The sequence below is a fragment of the Hellea balneolensis DSM 19091 genome (assembly GCF_000428525.1).
In the GTDB taxonomy this organism is placed as follows: domain Bacteria; phylum Pseudomonadota; class Alphaproteobacteria; order Caulobacterales; family Maricaulaceae; genus Hellea; species Hellea balneolensis.
In genome coordinates this window covers 506,823-527,862 of the sequence record NZ_AUAC01000003.1, presented here as the reverse complement: position 1 = coordinate 527,862, position 21,040 = coordinate 506,823, and the positions used below count along the sequence as shown (strand labels likewise).

22 protein-coding genes are annotated in these 21,040 nt (G+C 48.3%); 6 read left to right on the top strand and 16 right to left on the bottom strand.

The annotated features are described in order from the left end of the window. Positions 1–139: 139 nt before the first annotated feature. A complete protein-coding gene (locus F569_RS0108705) occupies positions 140–760 on the bottom strand; it encodes an ATP-dependent Clp protease proteolytic subunit (protein ID WP_026941883.1) in 621 nt (206 codons plus the stop codon). Between the two features lie 284 nt (positions 761–1,044). On the opposite strand from F569_RS0108705, the gene F569_RS0108700 reads away from it, so the two are divergent. Further along, positions 1,045–1,371: a hypothetical protein gene (locus F569_RS0108700; RefSeq protein ID WP_026941882.1), complete on the top strand. Its 327-nt coding sequence runs from the start codon at positions 1,045–1,047 to the stop codon at positions 1,369–1,371. 74 nt (positions 1,372–1,445) lie between these two features. Here F569_RS0108700 and tig read toward each other — a convergent pair whose 3' ends face one another. Then, positions 1,446–2,786: a trigger factor gene (tig, locus tag F569_RS0108695; protein WP_026941881.1), complete on the bottom strand. Its 1,341-nt coding sequence runs from the start codon at positions 2,784–2,786 to the stop codon at positions 1,446–1,448. A gap of 234 nt (positions 2,787–3,020) precedes the next feature. On the opposite strand from tig, the gene F569_RS0108690 reads away from it, so the two are divergent. Then, positions 3,021–3,572 (top strand): DedA family protein, encoded by a 552-nt coding sequence (locus tag F569_RS0108690; RefSeq protein WP_162143760.1) that lies wholly within the window; start codon positions 3,021–3,023, stop codon positions 3,570–3,572. Here F569_RS0108690 and F569_RS0108685 read toward each other — a convergent pair. Genes F569_RS0108685 through F569_RS0108670 form a run of 4 tightly spaced genes read right to left on the bottom strand, consistent with a single transcriptional unit; the run spans position 3,569 to position 7,120 of the window. After that, positions 3,569–4,198: an ABC-type transport auxiliary lipoprotein family protein gene (locus tag F569_RS0108685; RefSeq protein WP_026941879.1), complete on the bottom strand. Its 630-nt coding sequence runs from the start codon at positions 4,196–4,198 to the stop codon at positions 3,569–3,571. The genes F569_RS0108690 and F569_RS0108685 overlap by 4 nt on opposite strands. Then, positions 4,195–5,172 (bottom strand): MlaD family protein, encoded by a 978-nt coding sequence (locus F569_RS0108680; protein ID WP_026941878.1) that lies wholly within the window; start codon positions 5,170–5,172, stop codon positions 4,195–4,197. The genes F569_RS0108685 and F569_RS0108680 overlap by 4 nt, the downstream gene beginning before the upstream one ends. A 12-nt stretch (positions 5,173–5,184) precedes the next feature. Further along, positions 5,185–5,973 carry an ABC transporter ATP-binding protein gene (locus F569_RS0108675; protein ID WP_026941877.1) on the bottom strand — a complete coding sequence of 263 codons (789 nt, stop codon included), beginning with the start codon at positions 5,971–5,973 and terminating at the stop codon, positions 5,185–5,187. 1 nt (position 5,974) lies between these two features. Beyond that, the gene (locus tag F569_RS0108670) at positions 5,975–7,120 is read right to left on the bottom strand and encodes an MlaE family ABC transporter permease (protein WP_026941876.1); all 1,146 of its coding nucleotides are present in this window, start codon (positions 7,118–7,120) and stop codon (positions 5,975–5,977) included. A gap of 48 nt (positions 7,121–7,168) precedes the next feature. Between F569_RS0108670 and F569_RS0108665 the strand changes: the two genes are divergently transcribed. Next, a complete protein-coding gene (locus tag F569_RS0108665) occupies positions 7,169–8,155 on the top strand; it encodes a dipeptide epimerase (protein ID WP_026941875.1) in 987 nt (328 codons plus the stop codon). An 11-nt stretch (positions 8,156–8,166) separates the two neighbouring features. Here the strand turns inward: F569_RS0108665 and F569_RS0108660 are convergent, their stop codons facing one another. The 9 genes from F569_RS0108660 to miaA form a co-directional block, all read right to left on the bottom strand. Then, entirely contained in the window at positions 8,167–8,778 is a 612-nt protein-coding gene (locus F569_RS0108660; RefSeq protein WP_026941874.1) for a hypothetical protein, read from the bottom strand. Between the two features lie 174 nt (positions 8,779–8,952). After that, a complete protein-coding gene (locus F569_RS17270) occupies positions 8,953–10,410 on the bottom strand; it encodes a sodium-dependent transporter (RefSeq protein WP_084168917.1) in 1,458 nt (485 codons plus the stop codon). 117 nt (positions 10,411–10,527) lie between these two features. Next, positions 10,528–11,658: a rod shape-determining protein RodA gene (gene rodA / locus F569_RS0108650; protein ID WP_034388080.1), complete on the bottom strand. Its 1,131-nt coding sequence runs from the start codon at positions 11,656–11,658 to the stop codon at positions 10,528–10,530. After that, positions 11,658–13,508, bottom strand: coding sequence for a penicillin-binding protein 2 (mrdA, locus tag F569_RS17265; protein ID WP_034388077.1), 1,851 nt, complete (start codon positions 13,506–13,508; stop codon positions 11,658–11,660). The genes rodA and mrdA overlap by 1 nt, the downstream gene beginning before the upstream one ends. Beyond that, positions 13,508–13,852 carry a hypothetical protein gene (locus tag F569_RS0108640; RefSeq protein ID WP_162143759.1) on the bottom strand — a complete coding sequence of 115 codons (345 nt, stop codon included), beginning with the start codon at positions 13,850–13,852 and terminating at the stop codon, positions 13,508–13,510. The genes mrdA and F569_RS0108640 overlap by 1 nt, the downstream gene beginning before the upstream one ends. A gap of 179 nt (positions 13,853–14,031) precedes the next feature. Beyond that, a complete protein-coding gene (mreC, locus tag F569_RS17260; RefSeq protein WP_051279615.1) occupies positions 14,032–14,973 on the bottom strand; it encodes a rod shape-determining protein MreC in 942 nt (313 codons plus the stop codon). A gap of 45 nt (positions 14,974–15,018) precedes the next feature. Then, positions 15,019–16,062, bottom strand: a complete 1,044-nt coding sequence (locus F569_RS0108630) for a rod shape-determining protein (protein ID WP_026941871.1) — start codon at positions 16,060–16,062, stop codon at positions 15,019–15,021. 150 nt (positions 16,063–16,212) lie between these two features. Continuing rightward, a complete protein-coding gene (locus F569_RS17255) occupies positions 16,213–16,929 on the bottom strand; it encodes a TVP38/TMEM64 family protein (protein WP_051279614.1) in 717 nt (238 codons plus the stop codon). Positions 16,930–17,101: 172 nt separating this feature from the next. After that, complete coding sequence (miaA, locus tag F569_RS17250; RefSeq protein WP_034388075.1) at positions 17,102–18,019, bottom strand: tRNA (adenosine(37)-N6)-dimethylallyltransferase MiaA; 918 nt, start codon at positions 18,017–18,019, stop codon at positions 17,102–17,104. A 15-nt stretch (positions 18,020–18,034) separates the two neighbouring features. Between miaA and serB the strand changes: the two genes are divergently transcribed. Genes serB through F569_RS17245 form a run of 3 tightly spaced genes read left to right on the top strand, consistent with a single transcriptional unit; the run spans position 18,035 to position 19,564 of the window. Further along, on the top strand, positions 18,035–18,928 hold the full coding sequence (gene serB / locus F569_RS0108615; protein ID WP_026941870.1) for a phosphoserine phosphatase SerB: 894 nt from the start codon (positions 18,035–18,037) through the stop codon (positions 18,926–18,928). Further along, positions 18,925–19,272, top strand: coding sequence for a RidA family protein (locus F569_RS0108610; RefSeq protein ID WP_026941869.1), 348 nt, complete (start codon positions 18,925–18,927; stop codon positions 19,270–19,272). The genes serB and F569_RS0108610 overlap by 4 nt, the downstream gene beginning before the upstream one ends. 34 nt (positions 19,273–19,306) lie before the next feature. Next, on the top strand, positions 19,307–19,564 hold the full coding sequence (locus F569_RS17245; RefSeq protein ID WP_051279612.1) for a TIGR03643 family protein: 258 nt from the start codon (positions 19,307–19,309) through the stop codon (positions 19,562–19,564). Positions 19,565–19,573: 9 nt separating this feature from the next. Here the strand turns inward: F569_RS17245 and F569_RS0108600 are convergent, their stop codons facing one another. Continuing rightward, positions 19,574–20,992, bottom strand: coding sequence for a Do family serine endopeptidase (locus F569_RS0108600; RefSeq protein WP_026941867.1), 1,419 nt, complete (start codon positions 20,990–20,992; stop codon positions 19,574–19,576). Positions 20,993–21,040: the final 48 nt, after the last annotated feature.

The window sequence follows — 21,040 nt, the reverse complement described above, 5'->3', positions numbered from 1 at the left end:
TCATTTGTGACATCTATGCCGCAGATATATGACGTTTTCCTTAATCAAGCCTTGTCTTGCCTGATTAAGGAACACTTTTATCATAGTGCTGGCAAGTTAAAAACACTTTCGAAGTGTCTTACCCTTCCCGCCGATTGTTTTACTTGTCGTCGCCGCGCTTTTCATAAACGTGGTCCACTATACCGAATTCTTGTGCTTCTTTGGCGGTCATAAAGTGGTCACGGTCGAGCGTTTTTTCGATCACAGCATATTTTTTGCCAGTGTGATGAACATAGATTTCGTTCAGGCGCTTCTTCATCGCTAAAATGTCATTGGCATGCCGCTGAATGTCAGAAGCTTGTCCGCGGAAGCCACCGGAAGGTTGGTGAACCATGACACGGGCATTTGGAAGCGCAATACGCTGTCCAGCTTCACCTGCGGCCAATAACAATGAGCCCATAGAACAGGCCTGCCCCATGCAGACTGTTGAAACCGGGGATTTGATATATTGCATTGTATCATAAATCGCCATGCCTGCCGTCACGACGCCGCCAGGTGAGTTGATGTACATGGAAATTTCTTTTTTCGGGTTTTCAGACTCCAAGAATAGGAGTTGCGCGGTTATTGAGGCCGCCATGCCATCTTCGACAACGCCTGAGAGAAAAATAATACGGTCGCGTAAAAGCCGCGAATAAATATCAAAGGCGCGTTCGCCGCGGCTGGACTGCTCAACAACAGTTGGAATGAGATAATTGGTTAAAACGTCTTGTGGATCTTGCATGAAAACTTCCTTGGATTCGAATCATATCGTGCTTTTATACACATAGGGTAGCGATATTATTAAGGCTTAATACGCGACGGCTAGCTTCCTATATTCGTCTTTCAACACCTATTTACAAGGGGCCCTTTCAAGATTTTACGCCGCATAGCACATGATGTGTCCTTCGTGATGGAAATCACGGTTTAGAGGCGAAAATTTCTTTAAGGCATCACTAAGATGGAGTATCCACTGGTGCTTTATGCTGTGAGTTTTAGTATCAGCTTATCAAATTTAGGGGCGAAATTATGTCAGACAAAGAACTTGCGCGTATGAAACGTGCTCAAACCATTGCAAAGCAAGATGTCGCAATTTGGGAAGCTCTCATCGGGGCCTCAGGTCAGCCAAATGTTCAAAAATTTATAATCATGCCAAAGCTTTATAATTTTGCACGGGCGGGATTGAATATTAGCCACCCTGCTCTGGACAGAGAAGAACAAATTTTACACAATTATATGAATAATGACGGCGCTAATTCAGTACATAATTTTATCAAGTTCATCGATGGCCGCATAGACATTGAAGAGGCGCGCAGTATACAAAACGCACTCCAAGAATTTCTTAAAGCGGCTTAAGTCTTAAGTATTTAGCCAAATAAAAAGCCCGGCGTGTGAGCCGGGCTTTTTATTTTTACGTATCGCTTACGAAACTAAATCATTTCGTCTTCTTCAAAGAGAACGTCTTTCGTGACTTTCTTATCTGTAACTTTTGCTTTCTCGATGATGAGATCAACCACTTTTTCTTCGTAAATCGGTGCACGAAGCTGAGCAATAGCTTGCGGGTTCTTTTGGTAGAACTCGATGACTTGTTGCTCTTGTCCCGGGTATTGACGGGCTTCAGCGATCATAGCTTGCTGCAATTCCTCATTAGAAATTTGGATCTCTTGCCTTTGTCCCATTTCAGCGAGGACAAGGCCGAGGCGCACACGGCGCTCGGCGATTTTGCGATAATCTTTTTCAAGCTGCTTATCTGTCTTCTTCGCATCATCTTCGTCAAGCTGGCCAGCTTCTTTTTCAGACTGAACCTGTGACCAGATATTTGAAAATTCCGCTTCCACCATTTGTGGTGGGAGATCAAATTTATGCTTCTTATCAAGCTCATCCAATATCGCCCGTTTGAGTTTCATGCGTGATTGCATGTCAAGCTGCGAGGAATACTGATCTTTAACAGCCGCTTTAAGCGCTTCTAGGTCTGCAAGACCAAATTTCTGTGCGAATTCATCATCAATAACTGCGTCTTTTTCGCCCTGCACTTCGATAACGCGCGTAGCAAAGACAGCGTCTTTACCAGCTAAATCAGCCGCCTGATACGGGTCCGGGAATGTCACTTTAACGTCAAGCTCATCACCCGCCTTGGCGCCAATAAGTTGATCCTCAAAGCCTGGAATAAATGTACCTGACCCAAGAACAAGCTGATGGCCTTCCATTGTGCCGCCGTCAAAGGCTTCGCCGTCAACAGTGCCAATGAAATCAATCAGAACCGCATCACCTTTTTTAGCTTTGGCAGTCTTAGCTTTCTTTTTATAAGACTTTTGACCTTCGCCAAGTTTAGCGACTTCTTCTTCGAGTTCTTTTTCATCGGCCTCATGTGTAAGGCGCGTGAATTTTAGAGTTTCAGGGTCAACAGGTTCAAACTCAGGTATGGATTCGACCGTCAATTGATATTCAAGATCGGCTTTGCCCTGTGTAACCTCTTCGCCATTGGCGCGAAGGTCAACTTGGGGCTGACCCGCTGGACGAATTTTATTATCATTGATGGCTTGCTGTGTTGTCTCGTTTACGGTCTCTTCAACAACATCTTTCATGATGCTTTGGCCGAACATTTTGCGGATATGCGACACAGGAACTTTACCGGGGCGGAAACCTTTCAGGGAAACTTGTGGCTGCATCTCTTTGATTTTGGCTTCGAGCTTGCTGTCCAAATCTTCTTTGGGCACCGTAATCGCGAAAGTTTTGCTGAGGCCTTCGGCTTTGAGTTCTTTAATATTCATGACTTTCGTCCATCGTCTTAAACAGGAAGAGTGCCAACGCGTCTCGCTCAGCACCCATGTCTGTCAGTGAAATTTCGCGCCTTATGTCACTTTCATTATATGAACGCAACGCCTGTTAAACGATGTTTTTCGCAAAAATTCAGTGTTTACTTGCCAATCAGCACTCAAAACGCTCATTAGGTAAAGAATCGGGACTCTTTAGAAAAAGGCTGAGACAGATTAATGAATTGGCTGATGGATTCCCCGTTACTTCCTTATATTAGCGTTTTCTTCGGTCCCTTTGTGCAAGAAGATGCTGCGGTCTTATTAGCCGCGAGCCTTTCGGCCAATAACCCGTCATATTACCCGACCATGTTTTTTGTTATTCTGGCCGGATTGATATTATCTGATATTTGGAAATATTGGATAGGCTGGGCGGCGCTTAAGAATGAGCGTGCAAGAGCCTTTGCAGAAAAGAAACATGTTATTGATCTGAAAGACAAAGTGCAGCGCTATACTCTGGCAACCTTATTCGGCGCCCGCTTTATACCGCTTGCGCGCGTTCCCGCCTATGTAGCATGCGGTTTTTTTGGGGTAAATTATGCGAAATTCTGCTTAATTATTGCGCTAACAGCAACGCTTTATACGATCATAATATTTGCGATTTGCCACCTGTTAGGCGAAGTTATGGGCGAGAAGTTTGAATGGCTCTTACCCATTATCGGGGTTAGCGCGGCCTTTATATTTGTCACGGTTCAAATAATACGGAGCAAACTAGGGCGCAATAAAGAGGCAGACAGCTCTTAACTCTGGCTTTGATTTTCGGGTAATTGAAGCCAATCTGCGATGGCGTTCATGGCGGCTTTATTCGCCTCATCCATCGCATCAACTATAGCTGTCACGCGGGCGGCATCGGCGCGGACAGTTTCCTCCACATCAAAAGACCCCATAAAATTTCTGTCAGACGCATTGGAAAGTGTCACGGAATAATGCACGACGGCCAGAGGCGCATTCGCCTCACCTCTGTCAAAACGTGCTTCGAAGCTTTTAATCGTCAAATGAATGCGCGTATTTGTGCGCGCGCCCGAAGACGGGATAACTCCAACCAAATTTGGTCTCTGGCCCATGACATCGATCAAGGCTTCTTGGACTAATACAGGAATGACCTCAGCCCATTTCGCGCCGCCAGCAACAGCAAGGCGGCGGCCATCTGGAGAGACGATAATATCCTGAGTTTCAAAAACAATTGAGGCGCTTGGGCGATCAACCCTGATAACTTTCGCACTTGCGGCTTGTGGTGCACGCTCACGCGCAACATTGAGACGGTAAACATTATCTGCAGGAGCAGGTTCAGGCAGCAAAGACACGCAAGCGCTCAGTGATGCAAATATGGATAAGGCGAATGAAGATTTGAAAAAAGATATCTTGATCATTGCGGTAACTCTACTGTTTCGCGTTCTTCTCCGGCGATAAATTGCGCCGGACTGCGCTCAAGGCTATCCGCTACACGTCCCAATGTCACGATCAGGCGGCGTAACCCATCCACTGTTTCCTCCAGATCAGTAAGGCCTGAATTTGACAGCCTGTTTATCGCATCACGGCTATCCGTGATCAGTGCGCCAGTTCCATCAGCGGCTGTGCCAATGGAGCCTAGAGCTTTATCAAGCTCTGCCATAGAGACTTCCGCGCGGGATAAAGCAGATTTCACGTCTTCATTAATAAGCAAATCAAAGTCGTTTGCCGCGACATCTACCGCATTTGCGGCGGCTGAAACATCTTTAGCGGCCTGTTCAATCGCAGCCAGCGTACGCTCTACCAGAGCGCCGTCTATATCAAGGTCTTTAAGATTGCCGGTCATCTGACTCACATTTGACAGTATATCGTGGAAATCCGCGATACCTTGGTCAGACATCACGGTATTTACGCGCGCCAAGGCAGACTGCGCCGCTTCGATAACGTTGCCGCCGCCGCCTAAAAGAACGTCAATACGGCTTGCCTCCCCAACAAGGCGGTATGGCCCCTTGCCTGGTAAATCCTTGATAAGCGGAAAGCCTTCACCCCCGGGGATGATTTGAATATAGTTCAATCCGGTCAAGCCCAGAGGCTCCATCCGCCCGATGCTTTTCGTATCGATTGGGGTTCCCGGCTCCACCTCAATATCCACCAAGACGGAGTTGGTATCATTAGGGTCAATCCTCAGACGGGTCACCTCGCCGACTTTAAGCCCGTTAAACCTGACTTCTGTTCCTTGAGACATACCCTGAACGCCGCCAACATAGGAGACCTCATATTTATCAACGCGCTGATCCAGCTGCGCATTAGACAGCCAGGCAATAAAACCGATTACTGCGAAAAGCACAGTCAGTACAAACGCGCCAATCAAGGCATAATGTGCTTTATTTTCCATCTTTCGCCCGATTTAAGTCTTTCCTGCTGAGAGAGCTGCTCTAGAGCGCGGCCCACCAAAATATTCCTGCACCCAGGGATGCTCATATGCTATTACTTTAGGCAGACTATCCACAATGGCAATGTGTTTATCAACCAGAACAGCAACCTTATCACACGTTGTGTAAAGCGTATCCAAATCATGGGTAATCAATAAAACAGTCAGATCCATGGCTTCTCGCAGACCCAGTATCAGCTCGTCAAACGCATTAGCACCTACTGGGTCCAGCCCTGCTGTTGGTTCATCCAGAAATAATATCTCTGGGTCAAGCGCGAGCGATCGCGCAAGACCTGCGCGTTTTTTCATTCCTCCTGAAAGGTCCGACGGATAAAGCGTGGCAGATTGCGGCGGTAATCCGACCATATGTATCTTCATATCCGCCAATTCACGCATCAGCTTTACGGGCAAGTCTGTATGCTCCCGCAAGGGCACCATTATATTCTCACGCACCGTAAGTGAGGAAAACAAAGCTCCGCCCTGAAACAACACGCCAATCTGAGTATTTAATTCAAATCTTTGCTCTGCAGACAGTTCTTCTCTATCATAGCCGAAATAGCGGATCATACCGCCTTCAGGCTCTTTAAGACCTAAAAGCGTGTTCATCAGAACAGATTTACCCGTACCGGATCCGCCAACCAGGCCGACAATTTCGCCTCTTGGCAGATGAAAATTCAAATCTTCATGAATAACGTTCGATCCGAATTGTGTGAGAATTCCGCGCGCTTCCATGGGCGAAGCTGTCTTATCAATTTTCAAAGCCATCCTAAATACCCATTTGGAAGAAGAAGAGCGCGAAGACAGCATCAACAGCGATAACCGCAAATATCGCCTGAACAACACTTGTTGTCGTACGCGCTCCAAGAGAGTCGACACTGCCCGTAACAGCTAAGCCTTGTCGGCACCCAATTAGAGCAATGATAATGGCAAAAAACGGAGTTTTCGCCATACCGATCCAAAATTGCTTAAGCTCTACAACTTCGTTCAAGCGCGCAAAGAATAAAATAGGCGAGATATCCAATCCGCCAAGCCAGGCAATCAGCATACCCGCAAAAATACCGCTCATCATTCCTAAAAATGTGAGGATAGGCAGAGATATAAGGCAAGCCAGTGCCCTAGGAACAACCAACACTTCAAATGTATCCAACCCGAGAACCGTCATAGCGTCAATTTCCTGGCGCATTTTCATAGCGCCTATTTGGGCTGTAAAGGCTGAGTCTGAGCGCCCTGCTATCAGAATGGCTGTAATGATCGGCGCTAATTCACGCAAGACAGAGACGCCAACCAGATCCACCATGAAAACTGAGGCCCCGAAGGTGGAGAGCAGGTTCGCACCAAGATAGGCGATCACGGCTCCGATAAAAAAACAAAGCGTCATCACAATCGGCGCGGCGTTGAGTCCGATTTCTTCAGTTAAAGCTACCACAGACTTCCAACGGATCGTCCTTGGTCTTAGCAGCATCTTGAAGAGCACGACGAAGAACTGACCAATAAAAGCAATTGTATCAATGGATTCGAGAAAAAACCGTTCAGAGGCGCGGCCCATATTGGTTAGAGAGTCGTACCATTGCCGGGTCGGCTCAGGCGGACGCCCCATAACAGCATCTGCGGCAGCCTGTACGAGTGTACGTTGCCCTGTGCTTCCGGCAATAACCTCCCACTCATGGCACTCACCTGATGCTGTTCGTACAGCCCTCGCAAACATATAAGCCCCTGCCGTATCAAGTTCACTTACATCAGCCACATCATAATGGACCGCGTCGTAATCCAGAGCCTCCAGCTTTTGACTCAAAGCTTCGTCAATAGGCCCGATATCCCGTAAGGTCCAAGACCCTTTCGCGCGGAAGGTAATAATCCGTCCAGATTGGGACAGCTCATATTCCGGGGGGTGTGAATTGCTGTTTGACGACATTCCTCTAACGTGCGTATCTACCGGCGATTGGTCAAGACAGGATTAGCTTTGCGGCACGTAAAAATAGCAATTGAGCATTGGCCCGTGGCGGGAGAATTCCGAATTGCCAAGAGTTCCCTTAAAGAAATCACTGTAGTTACGACTATAATTAAAGAAGATGATCACATGGGGCGCGGTGAATGCCGGCCTTATATGAAATATGGCGAAAGCGCCCAGAGTGTCGTTGCGCAGATTAAAAACGTTCAGACCCAAATTGAAAATGGCCTTAATATAAATGAGCTGCAAAATCTTCTTCCCTCGGGCGCGGCCAGAAACGCTGTTGATTGTGCGCTGTGGGATTTGAAAGCAAAGAAAAGCGGAAACACCATTTCGCAACTATTGGGACTACCTGCCCCACTTCCGCGTTTGACCGCTTTCACATTATCGATAGATAGTCCAAGAAATATGCAAAAGGCAGCTCTTAACGCAAAAGCTTATCCTCTCTTAAAAATCAAAATAGGAGGCCCGGAGGGTCTTATATCATGTTTGGCCGTAATGGAGGCCAGGCCCGATGCCCAGCTTATCATAGACGCAAATGAAGCCTTAAGTCCCTCAGATATAGCGGGCTTTCAAGCGGCTCTGAAAGACATGCCTGTCATTATGATCGAACAGCCACTCTCCAGAGACCATTTTGCCTCTATTCCTAATACGCCCAAAGCTTTGCCAATTTTCTGTGCCGATGAGTCTTTACATGTCGCCACAGACCTAGAGCGGCTTTGGGAAGCTGGCTATCGCGCTGTGAATGTGAAACTTGATAAGTGCGGCGGACTGACCGAAGGGCTTGAATTGATGAGAGCTGCTAAGGCGAAGGGCTTTATCATAATGGCGGGATGTATGGTTGGCACATCACTCGCCATGGCCCCTATGATGATGCTAGAAAGTTACGCCGATTACATTGACTTGGATGGTGCGCTATTACTTGCAAAAGATAGACGTGACGGAATAATTTATGAAGGCGCTTATGTTCACCCGGCATCGCGAGCGCTTTGGGGATAATCTAAGAGTCTTTAGTTGATGCGGTTAGCTTTGTGCATTTGCGACTCGCGAACACGGTCACCAAAAGCATTGGTGACATCTCTTAGTTCATTCACTGAGACTTTGAAGGATACAAATTCTGTATCAGAAGCCCGGCCTGTTGTTTTAATTAAAGCCTCTTCAAATATCGTTGCCGCTTCGCGGGACGCGATAAGAGATTTTTCAAGACTTACTAATTCTTTGCGAAGCTTCTTCTCTGCGGGGGCCATAGCTAAATAAACTTCAGCAGCTTTGGTCGTTTGCTCAACATGAGTTGAGGCTATGCGGATATCTGATAAAACAATACGGCTGTCAGACGCGAGGGCCGCGTAACCGACAGAAGCTTCCGACGTTACATCTTTTTCTTCAAGCCCTTCAAGTAAGACACGCGCGGCAGAACGCATTTTATTGCGGCTGTCTTTGTCAACAAATCCACGGCTGGTAAAAGCCGCATAGAGTTTAGCCGTCGCACGCTGCACAACATTTATGTCAACCGCTTTGCTTGCAGAAGGTTTGGACTGAAGGGCAACTTCGTTAAGGTCAACCGTCGCGCAAGCCGTCATAGACAGGCAAGCCGTAAGTGCAATAGTCAATCTAAGTCCCATAAATCTAATCCCACACTTCATTGACGAAAGCATAATGGCTTAAGCAAAGAATCTATGCGCCTCTTTAAGCATGCCATGTTGAATATTGTCTGAACGAATAGCGTTAAAGATTGCTTACGGCAGCCAATTCGCACTCGCAAGACGTGAATAGCGCTTTACAAGTTTGTAATGCAGCTACTCTTTTTTCGTGACGTTATGAAACGTCGCGAGACAAATATACGCTACAAGTAACATAGCGAAAAGCCCAACATTACTGGAAAGCTTTTCACCTAGCTTTGGAAGGAACCGTGATGTCGTACCGAGAATCAAGACTAGGCCCATAAAGACAGGAGCAATCCACTTGACGAAGAACATTATAAAAAGCCCTAAGTGGAACCCTGGGCCGTTCAGCTCCAAGGCTACAAAGGCTGGTCTCAAACGCCAACCTGTAAAAAGAACGATCAGGAGGGCTGAGAGCGGCGCGAGAATCGGCCCCGCAAGTCCTGTATCAATGAAGTCAAAGAACGCAGGTGAGAATAATGAGCCGAGGCCAAAAACTGTTATCGCAGCGCCTGTAATCCAAGCGGCTTTCTTCTTCGACATGTTAAATTTTTCAGCTGCGTAAGCCACGGAGGGTTCAAGTAGTGAGACCGACGAGGTAATCGCTGCGAAGAAGGCTAAAAAGAAGAAGGCGGCTCCGACATACCAGAATTCTGCCAAAGCTGTTGGAAGGGTCTGGAAGAAGATGCCTGCTCCTGCGCTAAAATCGAGGTCATTGGCGAAGACAATTGGGAAAATTGCGAGACCCGCTGTTATAGCAACGAGCGTATCAACAACACTAATACCGACGGCCGCTTTTGGAATACTCACATTACGCGGCAGATAAGAGCCATAGGTAATCATAATTGCATTCCCAATACCAATTGAGAAACAGGCTTGACCCAAAGCGGAGACAGCTACTTCTGGTGATATCTTGGAGAAGTCAGGCGTAAACATAAAGCCGATTGCTTCTTTTGTTCCGCCAGAGGGCATGCCGCTGATGATAGAGTAAAGTGCAAGCCCCACAAGAAGTATGAAGAAGAGTGGCATGAGCAACTTGGCTGCGAGCTCAATTCCGCGGTTCACGCCGCGCGCGACAAGCCATGTCGTTAGGCCCGCAAAAATAAAGAAGTAGGGCCAAACATCCGTTAATATGCTGCCACTGCCAGTCGGGTTTTCAAGCATAGCGGGGAATTTCGCGGCAATATCGGTGGCAGGTAGGCCTGAAAAGGAATCACCAAGGAAGCGCACCAAGTAATTCAATACCCAAGCTGCGACCACGCAGTAGAAACTTACAATCAAAAACGAGGCGATCATGCCGAGCCACGCGCCGCCGCTCCAGCCTTTGGAGACACCACTTCTGACAGTGAGATCATTCTGAGACCCAACCGCACTAGAGGCTTGTCCCGCACGTCCGATCATGAATTCACTCATAAGAACAGGAATGCCGACAAAGAAGATACACGCGACATAAACAACCAAGAAAGCCGCGCCGCCATTTGTCCCTAATTCAGCGGAAAACCGCCAAAGATTTCCAAGCCCGACCGACGAGCCGACGGCTGCCATTACGAATGCAAATTTTGATGACCATTGTGCTGTACCGGCTGCCGCCATGAGAACCCCCTTACAGGTTATTTTTAATTTTTCCGCACGTTAAGACATTCAGCCCTAGGGTCAAGATGTGCTTTTGATTAGTTTGCTCAGCGCCAAAAACTTTGATCCGTTGAACTATCAGAAAGAGCTGCGCGGCAATTCATTTTTTCGGTGTAAATGCGCCGATAAAATAAGGCCGAACCCTGTCATGACCGTTAGAATAACGGTGCCACCATAAGATATCAGAGGCAGGGGCACGCCGACAACAGGCGCGAGCCCCATCACCATGCCCAAATTGATAAAGATATAAAGCGTGAAGGTTGTGGTAAGCCCCAAGACCAATAATCTTGAGAATATGTGCTTGCATTGCATGGATAACCAAATGCAAAGCCCGATGACCAACATATATAATCCCATCGTCAGAAGGCTACCGATAAGACCGAACTCCTCTCCTATGACCGTAAAGATAAAGTCGGTTCTGTTTTCAGGAACATATTCAAGCTGCCTTTGTGTGCCGTTCATGAAACCTTTGCCGGAAACGCCGCCACTGCCCAAAGCAATTTTAGACTGAGTAATATGATAACTCGCCCCAGTCGGGTCACGCGTAGGGTCTAAAAATGTAAGGATGCGCGAGCGCTGATATTCCTTTAACCCAAACCGAAAAAACAGAGGCAAAGCCACAGCACTTGCGAGAGCCGCGCCGCCTATGACCCGCCAATTCACGCCGGCCAAAAAGGCAATTGCGACACCCGTTGCCGCAACCAGTAAAGTCGTTCCTAAATCAGGCTGGCGCAGGATCAATGCCATTGGCATTAAAATTAAAATAGCGGCCCCTAATAGTCCGAAAAACCGTGAGACGCGCCATTTAGGCAAATCGTGATAATAGCGGGCCAACGCCAAAACAATAGCGAGCTTCATAATTTCAGAAGGCTGCAAACGTATGATTTGAAGATCAAGCCACCTTTGCGAACCGTTGACGCTAACCCCCATAACATCAACGCCAATCAATAATAACAAAGCGCCGATATAAGCTGGGTATGCTAAGGTATACCAGACCTTCACATCGACCATAGCAACACCAATCATCAGGCCCCCGGCCACAATCAAGCGCATGAGGTGCTGCTGTGCTCCGCGCGACCAAACGCCATCTGTGGCCGCAAAAATCATCACAACGCCAACAAGACCAACAAGCGTGACGAGCGCAACCAATAACCAATTTATCTCATAAAGCTTTGCTGTAAGGCCGGCCTTTGAGGATAGCGTATTCATCAAAGGGATTGCTCCCCTGTTTTAGCTTCTGTGACAGGTTTTACACCATCGCGCTCTAAGGCTTTGTTTAATACAGACCTGACAATTGACGCTGCCCGCTTAGAGCCCGATCCGCCATGTTCGACGATACAGCCCACGGCAAAGCGAGGGTTAGTATATGGCGCATACCCCACGAAAATGGAGTGATCCCTTAGCTTCCAAGGCAGTTCCTCATTTCTCCGCAAGCGAGACAGACGTTCTGATGTTGATATCCCGCGAACCTGCCCTGTTCCGGTTTTCCCGGCCATATCAAAGCCCTTTATCCCGACTCCATTATCACGGTAAGCTGTCCCGCCTGGCTCTTCGCAAACAGACCACATCGCATCTTGAACGATTGCAATATGCTCTGGATCAATGCCAAGGTCTTCCATTTCAGGCAAATCCTGACCAATTAAAAGGTTGGGCACCAAGGCTTTGCGTCCATTTGCGAGACGTCCAGCCATGACCGCTAATTGTAGCGGCGTTGCCAGAACAAAGCCTTGCCCAATCGAAGCATTTAACGTGTCGCCTGTCCGCCAACCATTACCTAGCTTGGCTTGTTTCCACGCAGGGTCTGGCATAATGCCCGATTTCACGCCTGAAATGCCAACGTCAAAGGCCGTTCCAAAGCCCAGCTTACGGCCCATTTGCGCAATTCTGTCCATGCCTATAATTTGGCCGAGTTCATAAAAATATATATCACAAGATTGCTTGAGCGCGTCTCTCATATTGACAAGCCCGTGCCCGCCGCGTTTCCAGCAATGAAAGTTCCGATTCCCGACACGAATTTTTTGCGTACAAACCGTCTTTCCTTCAACATTTATCAGATCACTCTCAAGACCTGCCAACATGACCGCCATTTTAAAAGTTGAGGCTGGAGGGTAACCACCGCTTAGAACTTTATTATATTGCGGGCGTTTTTCGTCATTATTGAGCTTGTTCATATCGTCTTGCGTGAGGCCTGAGACAAACATGTTGCCGTCAAATGTTGGCATTGAGAGTAAGGTTCTCAGCTCCCCCGTCATAACGTCGATAACGGCGATACCCCCGCTATCCTCTTCGAAAAGCTCTGCAGCATAACGCTGTAGCTCTGCATCAATGGTCAGCCAAATGTCTTTGCCATCCACGGCTTTGTCTTTGGGTTCAGGCCATTCCCGAACCACACGTCCAAGCGCATTGACCTCAACCTTTAATTTTCCGGCGGCCCCACGAAGCGTCTTGTCTGCGGCGGCCTCTACCCCCGTTTTCCCAATACGGAATGTGGGTTGCCGCAGCATTGGGTCATCATCTTTCTGTACATCGCGCGGATCAGCACGTCCGACATATCCAAGCGTATGAGCAAATATACCTTCATTCGGATAGAATCGTCCTTCCCCGACTTCGGGGATGACGCCCGGCAAATCGGGAATATTCAGATTAAGCGCTGAGAATGTTTTCCAATCCAAATGGTCATCAATAAGGATGGGCACAAATCCCGCATGTTCCCGAATATCTTTTTTAATACGCTTTATAGTCTTATCATTAAGTGGCATCACGTCTGAAACACGCTTAAGTGTCGCCTCAATGTCCTTGACCTGTTCTGGCACCATAACCACGCGGTAGTCTTGACTGTTGACCGCGAGGTTTTCTCCAAACCGATCTAAAATACGCCCCCGAGACGGGATGGTAATGTTGAAGTTAAAGCGGTTATCATCTGATAGAACTCGGTAATCCTCCGCCTTAACCACTTGAAGATAATAAAGGCGGCTGGCCAGAACTCCGAAAACGCCAAGACCTCCGGCCCCCAACATAGCGGTACGGCGCGTGATAATGCCTTCATCAAATTCTGGCATTACATCCCCCTCAAATCAGGATCAGTCAGAATATAACGGCCAAGATGTCGTATGGCGTAAATTAATGGAAATAAAACCAATGCGGCTAAGGCTTGATAGACCAGAGCCGTGATTTCTGGGCGGCTGCCCAATGCAAACCAGCCTAAAAAGAAAGAAGCGGTAAGCGCCATGAACAAGGCCATAATCCACAATGTGAAAGCCGACTTAAAGCTATGTGGTTTTGAGCGCATATGTGGCCGGAAGACACCGAAAACCGCTAAGAATATCAACGCCCATAAACCTAAAGGTCCTGCAGAGAGAAGATCAAGAAACAGCCCCATCAATGTAATTACGAGGATTGACATTATCGCATTATCCGTTCGCGGCCATAAGCAAACACCCATGAGGGGTATAAAGATGAATGCAATTGTGCGGCCGGCCAAGTTTATGTTTAGCACAGAGATTAAAACCAGTAAGAATAAAAAGGCTGCCCCCTTCCATACGCCGCCTTTTCCATAAGTCTGTGAGGAGCCGCGCATAACCATTAGGGTGTCCCCGGCTGCGGCACCAGAGTTTGGCTCTCAAGCGTTTCAGGTTGAACCTCATCAGGCCCGTCTGCTGCTGTTACTTGATCTGAGTCTGGCAAATCATCTTCTGTTGCTTCGGAAAGCACGATAGGTTCGTAAGGGTAAACCCAAACCCAATCATTATTTTTCTGACTCGAATATAGCTCGACAACAAAGTCTCGTGGGGCTTGCTCTTTAACCACGCCAATGGGCAGACCTGCAGGCATAACTCCATCATCTCCGGACGTGATGACTTTATCTCCATCGGCCCAATCAGCGCGATCATCTACAAAAGCCAGTCGCGGAAGGTCACTATTATCACCCGATAAAATCGCCCTGGCACTTGAGCGCATGGACATAACAGAAATACGGCTGTTCAAATCCCCCAGCAGCAAAACACGCGAAGCCTTTGGCCCAGCTCTTAAGATATGACCATAAAGCCCCTCAACTGTCATAACAGGGTGACCTTTTTTAAGGCCTTGCTTGCGGCCTGCATTTATCAGTGCAGATCGCACAAATGGGCCCTCAATTTCGCTGACGGCACGCGCCGCAATCTTTTGTGCGGGTATATCCAATCCACTATCCGCACCTAATATTTCTTCAAATCTGCGCAGCTTCATTTCTATTAGCTCCGCGCGTTGTTTATCCTCCCGAAGAGCGTAGAGCTCTTCCCTCAAGGATTTATTTTCCTCTAAGGCGCGTGAGCGGTCTTTGAATTCTGCCACAAGGCTTTCAGCTCCACGTAAGGGTTTTGAAAGCATGGCTAACCCGGGTGACGTGACAGCTTCAGCATTTGTTTGGGTTCTCAGTAAAAGACGCTCACTCCCGCGATCAGAGATGAAAAGAATGGCAGAGGCTATGAAAGCCAGAATGAACGCAATCGTCGAAGCGCGAGTGTTATCAGTAGGGCTACCAAACATATTTGACGTCAGGGCTGACCCCCAAACACTCCTTTATGAGTAGGTTTAGACGCCGCTGGAAAGGACGCTCTTCCACTTTTTCAAATTTTCAACGACTGTGCCTGAGCCTCGGACAACACAAGAAAGCGGATCGTCCGCAATTGAAACAGGCAACCCTGTGCGATTGCTGATCTCAGCATCCAGATTTCTCAGTAATGCTCCGCCGCCCGTCAGCATGATACCCTTATCCACAATGTCGGCGGCCAATTCAGGCGGCGTCGCTTCTAACGCCATTTTCACAGCCTCAACGATTTGCTCGACAGGTTCCGCCAAACTCTCTGCGATCATGGCTTCGGTGACACGAATTTCGCGCGGAACGCCATTCATCAGATCGCGGCCCTTAATCTGAACTGTCATGCCTTCATTGTCTGAGGGCATCATCGCGGATCCGATTTCTTTTTTCACGCGCTCAGCAGACATTTCACCTAAAAGCAGATTTGTTGTTCGCCGCACATATTGAATAATAGCGTCATCCATTTTATCGCCGCCCACACGGACAGAACGAGAGTAAACGATACCGTCCAGAGATAAGACAGCAACTTCGGTTGTACCGCCGCCAATATCAACAACCATAGAACCTGAAGGTTCATGAATAGGTAGTCCCGCACCGAGTGCCGCCGCCATAGGTTCTTCAATAAGATAAACGCGCTTCGCACCGGCTTGTTCAGCGGATTGGTGAATGGCGCGGCGCTCAACAGCGGTGGCGCCTGAAGGCACACAAATAACGACATGAGGCTTACGGCGAATGAGGCCGGTCTTATTCACCTTTTTAATAAAGTGGGCGATCATGGCTTCCGCCACTTCGAAGTCGGCAATAACTCCGTCTTTCATGGGTCTGATGGCTTCGATATGACCCGGCGTTCGGCCCAACATATTCCGTGCTTCAATACCCACAGCATGAACAACCTTGCGCCCGTTACGATTGGAAAAGGCAACAACAGACGGCTCGTTAAGAACAACATCTCTGCCCTTGGCATAGACCAATGTATTCGCTGTGCCGAGGTCGATGGCGATATCCGATGAAAAGGCACTGAGGAGAGATGGAAGCATGATGGCCCTAGTATAATTTTATTCGTTTTACCCGCATTTTAACTGGATGAAGATAACGTGTTGACATGCACAGCAGAACGGGATTCGCTTTAATAAGTGTTAATGCTTTTTACGTGGATAAAAAGCAAGGGCTCATAGCTTTAAATAGCGCTAAACACTGTCTTTTTTAAGCTCAACAGCAACTTCGCCCCTTAAGCGTTTACGCGCCAAAAACATAAACCCAACCAACAACAAAGCCAGACCGATGAAAACTGTCATCACGACCTTCCCTTCACTGCCCGAAATAAGCCCCTGTGCCACCAAAGCGACGATTGCAATTTTGGGAATGATTCCGATTGCTGTTCCTAGGAAAAAGGATGGAAAGGTCATACGAGAGACTCCAGCCGCCATATTCACCAGAACGAATGGCCCTGTCGGCACAAAGCGCACAGCAAAACTGGTGACAAGACCGTTGCGCCGAACAATACGGACAATACGGTTGACCAAGTCTCCTCCATAGCGTTGCAGCCGCTCAGCCCCTATCCAGCGGCCCAGCCAGAAATCGAGACTTGCTGACACCATTGTCGCAATCCAGGCATAAACGCCCCCGGTAGCAGGACCAAAGGCAACTATGACTCCGGCAATCAAAGCCCATTGCGGCGCACCCAAAAACGCGGCCAGAATAAATGTCAGAATTGTCAGGGGCAATCCATATCCAGACTCGCGCAGATATTCGAAAAAGCGGTGAAACTCGCTTTCCTGTAAGCTCAGCATATCCTGCCCTAGAAGTATGAGTAGGATTACAACACCAAACATTACCAAAAGCACGGACAAAGCCCGCAGCGCTTGCTTATCCATATGCGTAAAAAATGCCCAGAAAGACTTCATTCTCTGGCTTTACAGAGAATACCGCAGCGAGGAAAATGAAATTCCCACAAGCTTCGTTACAAAAAAAAGGCATCCTCTTCGAAGAAAGGACACCCTACCAAAATTGGTTAAGTTTGCGCATGACTGCTCCAAATAGGAGCATATCTGGTAATATTTACCTTTTGCCTTAGAGTCAAAGGATTTCTAAGGGAATATTTGCCTCAAACTCTTTCTTTTGAGAATGATTATTTACAGATGTCCACTCTTTGGCTTGTCCTCTGAACCACGTAAATTGACGTTTTGCAAAGCGGCGCGTATCGCGTTTCGCGATATCTATGGCCTGCTCCAGACTTGCCTCTCCTTTCAAATAAGGAAAAAATTGCTGTAACCCTATGGCCTTCATCATGGGCAAACTTTCATCATACCCCGCCTGAAATACAGCCTTTGCCTCTTCCAAGCCGCCATTATTTATCATGGCCTCAAAGCGGCTATTGATACGCGCGTAAAGGGCTTGCCGCTCTGGTAAAACAACAGCAAGGCGGCAAAACTGTTTTGGAATGACGGGGCGCGTGTCGGACTGCCAGTCGCTCAGCCCTCTGCCTGTCTCCTCATAGACACTAACGATGCGCAAGAGCCTTTGCGGGTCATGTCCAAGGACGCGCTTTGTGGCTATCGCATCAACGGTCTCAGCTTTGCGCCTGAGAGCGTCTATTCCCTGCACGTCAAGCAGCTCTTGCGCGGAGGACATAGCACAGCTTGATATTGCCGGAATTTGAGCCATGCCGTCTATTAGCGCTTTAAAATAAAGCCCTGTTCCGCCCGTTAGGATCGGCACGACATCTCTTGCAAGACAATCAAGAATGACAGGCTGAACCTCTGCTAGCCAAGCGCCCGTAGAATAACGCACATGTCCAGAAATATGCCCGAATAAGTGATGCGGGATGCCTTGCATGTCCGACGGGAGCGGACGCGCGGATAAAATCTGCAAATCTTTGTAAACTTGCATAGCGTCTGCATTTATTATCTCGCCGCCCACAGATTTTGCAATCTCAACCGCCCAAGCGCTCTTGCCGCTCGCGGTTGGGCCTGTAATACAAATTATCGGTTTCATAAAACGAGTCTTCTCATGTCTGCCTCTCTACCTCGCATCGCCACGATTGTGCTAGCCAAAAGAGACGCGAAGGATTTTGAGATTTCACTCGGCAGCATCCCCCTTTTGGAAGAGGTTGCCATTCTATCTGAAGGCAAGGCTTTTGAAGGCGTCATCTCTGATAGCTTGACCCAAGACGATATTCTCAAAGCCTTACAGAGCTGCGGCGTTAAAGCGGATATTTGCATTCAGCCCCATAAAGAACGTAAAAAGCAGCTCTTGATTTGCGATATGGACAGCACGCTTATCGGGCAGGAATGCATTGACGAGCTCGCTGACTTTGCGGGCGTCAAAGACAGGGTCTCGGCTATTACCGAACGCGCCATGCGCGGAGAGATAGGCTTTGAGGGTGCGCTAACGGAGCGTGTTAGCCTATTAAAAGACCTAAATATTTCCGTGCTGCAAAAATGCTTTGAAGAGCGCATCAGATTAAATGATGGCGCGCGCATTCTTTGTCAAACCATGAAAGGGAATGGTGCAAAAACTGTTATTGTATCGGGCGGCTTTACTTTTTTCTCAGGCCGCGTTGCCGAAGCTTGCGGCTTTGATATCCACCAAGCTAACACATTGCTTGAAAAAGACGGCAAGCTCTTGGGAACAGTTGGCATGCCTATCCTTGGACGCGAAGCCAAGCTGGAGGCTTTAAACGCACATAGCGCTGAGTTAGGCGGAGCCTCAAACGCCATAGCCATAGGAGACGGCGCAAATGATTTAGCCATGATAACCGCGGCCGGCTTAGGCATCGCCTTTTACGCCAAACCCGTCGTCGCCGTGCAAGCGCATTGCGCAATAAACCACTCCGACCTCACAACTGCCCTATATTTTCAAGGGTATCGTGAAAGTGAGTTTGTGTCTTCGGCTTTATTATGACTGTAGAACGCTTTCACACCACCGCCCGCTCAAGCAAATATGTCAAACATAACGACACTGTTTATCTGTCTGGACAGGTTGGCGATGGAGAGAGCCTAGCTGAGCAAACCCATGATTGCCTGTCACGTATCGACAGCTTGCTAAATGAGGCCGGGTCGAGCCGGGAACATATTCTGCAAGCCGTTATATGGCTCTCCGACATGTCTTACTTTGCGGAATTTAACGAGATTTGGAACGCGTGGGTGCCAGAAGGATACGCCCCTGCCCGCGCATGCGGCGAAGTTAAAATGGCGCGGGAGATATTGAAGGTAGAGATCATTATTACGGCGGCTCTAAAAGCCTAGGCAACCTAATGGCCTCGCCAAGCGTAATAAGATTATGACACAGCGAAGCTTTCCAGACGATTTCATTCCCGCGCCCCCGCGCCATGATCAAGGTGTACTAACAACATCCGAAATCGTGGCTATGGCTTGGGATGATGAAACGTCTTTTGATGATATCAAAAAGCAGTCCGGCCTGAGCGAAAGTGAGGTCATTAAAATTATGCGAGGGCATATGCAGCCCAGCAGCTTCCGCATGTGGCGTAAGCGTGTCAGTGGCCGCGCCAGCAAGCATGATGTGAAGCTAAAAAACTAAGCCGCTAAATTAGATCGTCAGGGCGTAGAAAATATAATTACCGCCGCGATTGATGAGAATCGTAACCGGCGTATCAAATTCTTTCGCGGCTTCCATGGCTTCTTCAAAAGCTTTAGGAGACTCTACAGCCTCAAAACCGACCTCTTCGATAATATCACCTGTGAGGATTTTACCGCTCGCTTCGGCGCGTTTTTCGACTTTGACAACGCGCACGCCTTTAATTTCATCTTTAATGCGGTATTTTTTGCGTGTTTCGTCTGAAAGCGCCTCTACCGCGATACCAGAAGCGACGCGGTCCGCGTCATTTTCCTCTTGCTCGCGGCGTTTTCGTTCATCCTCTGTGACTTTTTCTTTGAGGCGTTCAATAACAACTTTGGCTGTCTTCTTTTTACGTTTGCGAATGTAAGAGACTTCAAGCTCCTCATCAATTTTTGAATCGGCTATCATGCGCGAGAGAAGCCGTGAGCTTTCGAGCTTCTCGCCGCCCAAATGCGTAATCAAATCCCCTTTTTTCAGCCCGGCCTTATCCGCGGGGCCGTCCTTAACAACCGTTGTGATTAGGGCGCCGTGCGGATCGTCAAGGCCATAGGATTTTGCAATCGCATTGCTGACTTTCTGAGGACGCACGCCAAGATAACCGCGGCGCGTCTCGCCATATTCACGCAACTGATCAACGACAGAGCTTGCAAGTTCGGCCGGAACGGAAAAACTAATACCGACACTATAACCCGTCGGCGAGAGTATGGCTGTATTTACGCCAACAACATCACCGTCCATGTTAAAGAGCGGCCCGCCGGAATTACCCTTGTTAATGGCCACGTCAGTTTGGATGAAATCATCATAGGAGCCATGAGAAATATCGCGGTTACGCGCCGAGATAATACCCGCCGCAACTGAGCCGGAATAGCCAAAAGGATTACCAATCGCCATGACCCACTCACCCACTTCGGCGTTATCTGAATCGCCAAATTTGACAAAAGGCATAGGCTTCCCAGCGTCTATTTTCAGTAGCGCGATATCTGTCGCAGGATCTCGGCCCAAAAGCTCGGCTTCATAAGTATCGCCATTTGGGAAAGTCACTTCGATAAGGTCTGCGCCTTCAATAACGTGGTTATTGGTAACGATATAGCCGTCAGCATCGACCACAAAGCCTGAACCCAAGGATTTAGAGACGCGCCCATTTTGCGATCCTCCACCGCCAAAAAAGTCATTAAACCGCTCAAGTGGAGACCCTTTAGGAAAGGCTGGCGCATCTTCGGTATTCACCTCGACAGTTTGCGCGGTTGAGATATTGACTACGGAGGGCGAGAGTCTCTTAGCGAGCTCAGAAAATCCATCCGGCACGGGTCTGGCTTCGGTATGAGCAGGTAGAACTGCAAAGCTTAGAGCAGAAGCCAATATCAAGGAAAGTCCGAAACGTTTTATCATAGCCCTACCCTAGCGCCTTGTATTGATTTGCCAAGACGCACAATCAGC

What these genes read in the sequence shown, in the direction of transcription:
- F569_RS0108705 (WP_026941883.1), bottom strand. Translation starts at nt 760, where the DNA reads ATGCAAGATCCACAAGACGTTTTAACCAATTATCTCATTCCAACTGTT.
- F569_RS0108700 (WP_026941882.1), top strand. Translation starts at nt 1,045, where the DNA reads ATGTCAGACAAAGAACTTGCGCGTATGAAACGTGCTCAAACCATTGCA.
- tig (WP_026941881.1), bottom strand. Translation starts at nt 2,786, where the DNA reads ATGAATATTAAAGAACTCAAAGCCGAAGGCCTCAGCAAAACTTTCGCG.
- F569_RS0108690 (WP_162143760.1), top strand. Translation starts at nt 3,021, where the DNA reads ATGGATTCCCCGTTACTTCCTTATATTAGCGTTTTCTTCGGTCCCTTT.
- F569_RS0108685 (WP_026941879.1), bottom strand. Translation starts at nt 4,198, where the DNA reads ATGATCAAGATATCTTTTTTCAAATCTTCATTCGCCTTATCCATATTT.
- F569_RS0108680 (WP_026941878.1), bottom strand. Translation starts at nt 5,172, where the DNA reads ATGGAAAATAAAGCACATTATGCCTTGATTGGCGCGTTTGTACTGACT.
- F569_RS0108675 (WP_026941877.1), bottom strand. Translation starts at nt 5,973, where the DNA reads ATGGCTTTGAAAATTGATAAGACAGCTTCGCCCATGGAAGCGCGCGGA.
- F569_RS0108670 (WP_026941876.1), bottom strand. Translation starts at nt 7,120, where the DNA reads ATGTCGTCAAACAGCAATTCACACCCCCCGGAATATGAGCTGTCCCAA.
- F569_RS0108660 (WP_026941874.1), bottom strand. Translation starts at nt 8,778, where the DNA reads ATGGGACTTAGATTGACTATTGCACTTACGGCTTGCCTGTCTATGACG.
- F569_RS17270 (WP_084168917.1), bottom strand. Translation starts at nt 10,410, where the DNA reads ATGGCGGCAGCCGGTACAGCACAATGGTCATCAAAATTTGCATTCGTA.
- rodA (WP_034388080.1), bottom strand. Translation starts at nt 11,658, where the DNA reads ATGAATACGCTATCCTCAAAGGCCGGCCTTACAGCAAAGCTTTATGAG.
- mrdA (WP_034388077.1), bottom strand. Translation starts at nt 13,508, where the DNA reads ATGCCAGAATTTGATGAAGGCATTATCACGCGCCGTACCGCTATGTTG.
- F569_RS0108640 (WP_162143759.1), bottom strand. Translation starts at nt 13,852, where the DNA reads ATGTCAATCCTCGTAATTACATTGATGGGGCTGTTTCTTGATCTTCTC.
- mreC (WP_051279615.1), bottom strand. Translation starts at nt 14,973, where the DNA reads ATGTTTGGTAGCCCTACTGATAACACTCGCGCTTCGACGATTGCGTTC.
- F569_RS0108630 (WP_026941871.1), bottom strand. Translation starts at nt 16,062, where the DNA reads ATGCTTCCATCTCTCCTCAGTGCCTTTTCATCGGATATCGCCATCGAC.
- F569_RS17255 (WP_051279614.1), bottom strand. Translation starts at nt 16,929, where the DNA reads ATGAAGTCTTTCTGGGCATTTTTTACGCATATGGATAAGCAAGCGCTG.
- miaA (WP_034388075.1), bottom strand. Translation starts at nt 18,019, where the DNA reads ATGAAACCGATAATTTGTATTACAGGCCCAACCGCGAGCGGCAAGAGC.
- serB (WP_026941870.1), top strand. Translation starts at nt 18,035, where the DNA reads ATGTCTGCCTCTCTACCTCGCATCGCCACGATTGTGCTAGCCAAAAGA.
- F569_RS0108610 (WP_026941869.1), top strand. Translation starts at nt 18,925, where the DNA reads ATGACTGTAGAACGCTTTCACACCACCGCCCGCTCAAGCAAATATGTC.
- F569_RS17245 (WP_051279612.1), top strand. Translation starts at nt 19,307, where the DNA reads ATGACACAGCGAAGCTTTCCAGACGATTTCATTCCCGCGCCCCCGCGC.
- F569_RS0108600 (WP_026941867.1), bottom strand. Translation starts at nt 20,992, where the DNA reads ATGATAAAACGTTTCGGACTTTCCTTGATATTGGCTTCTGCTCTAAGC.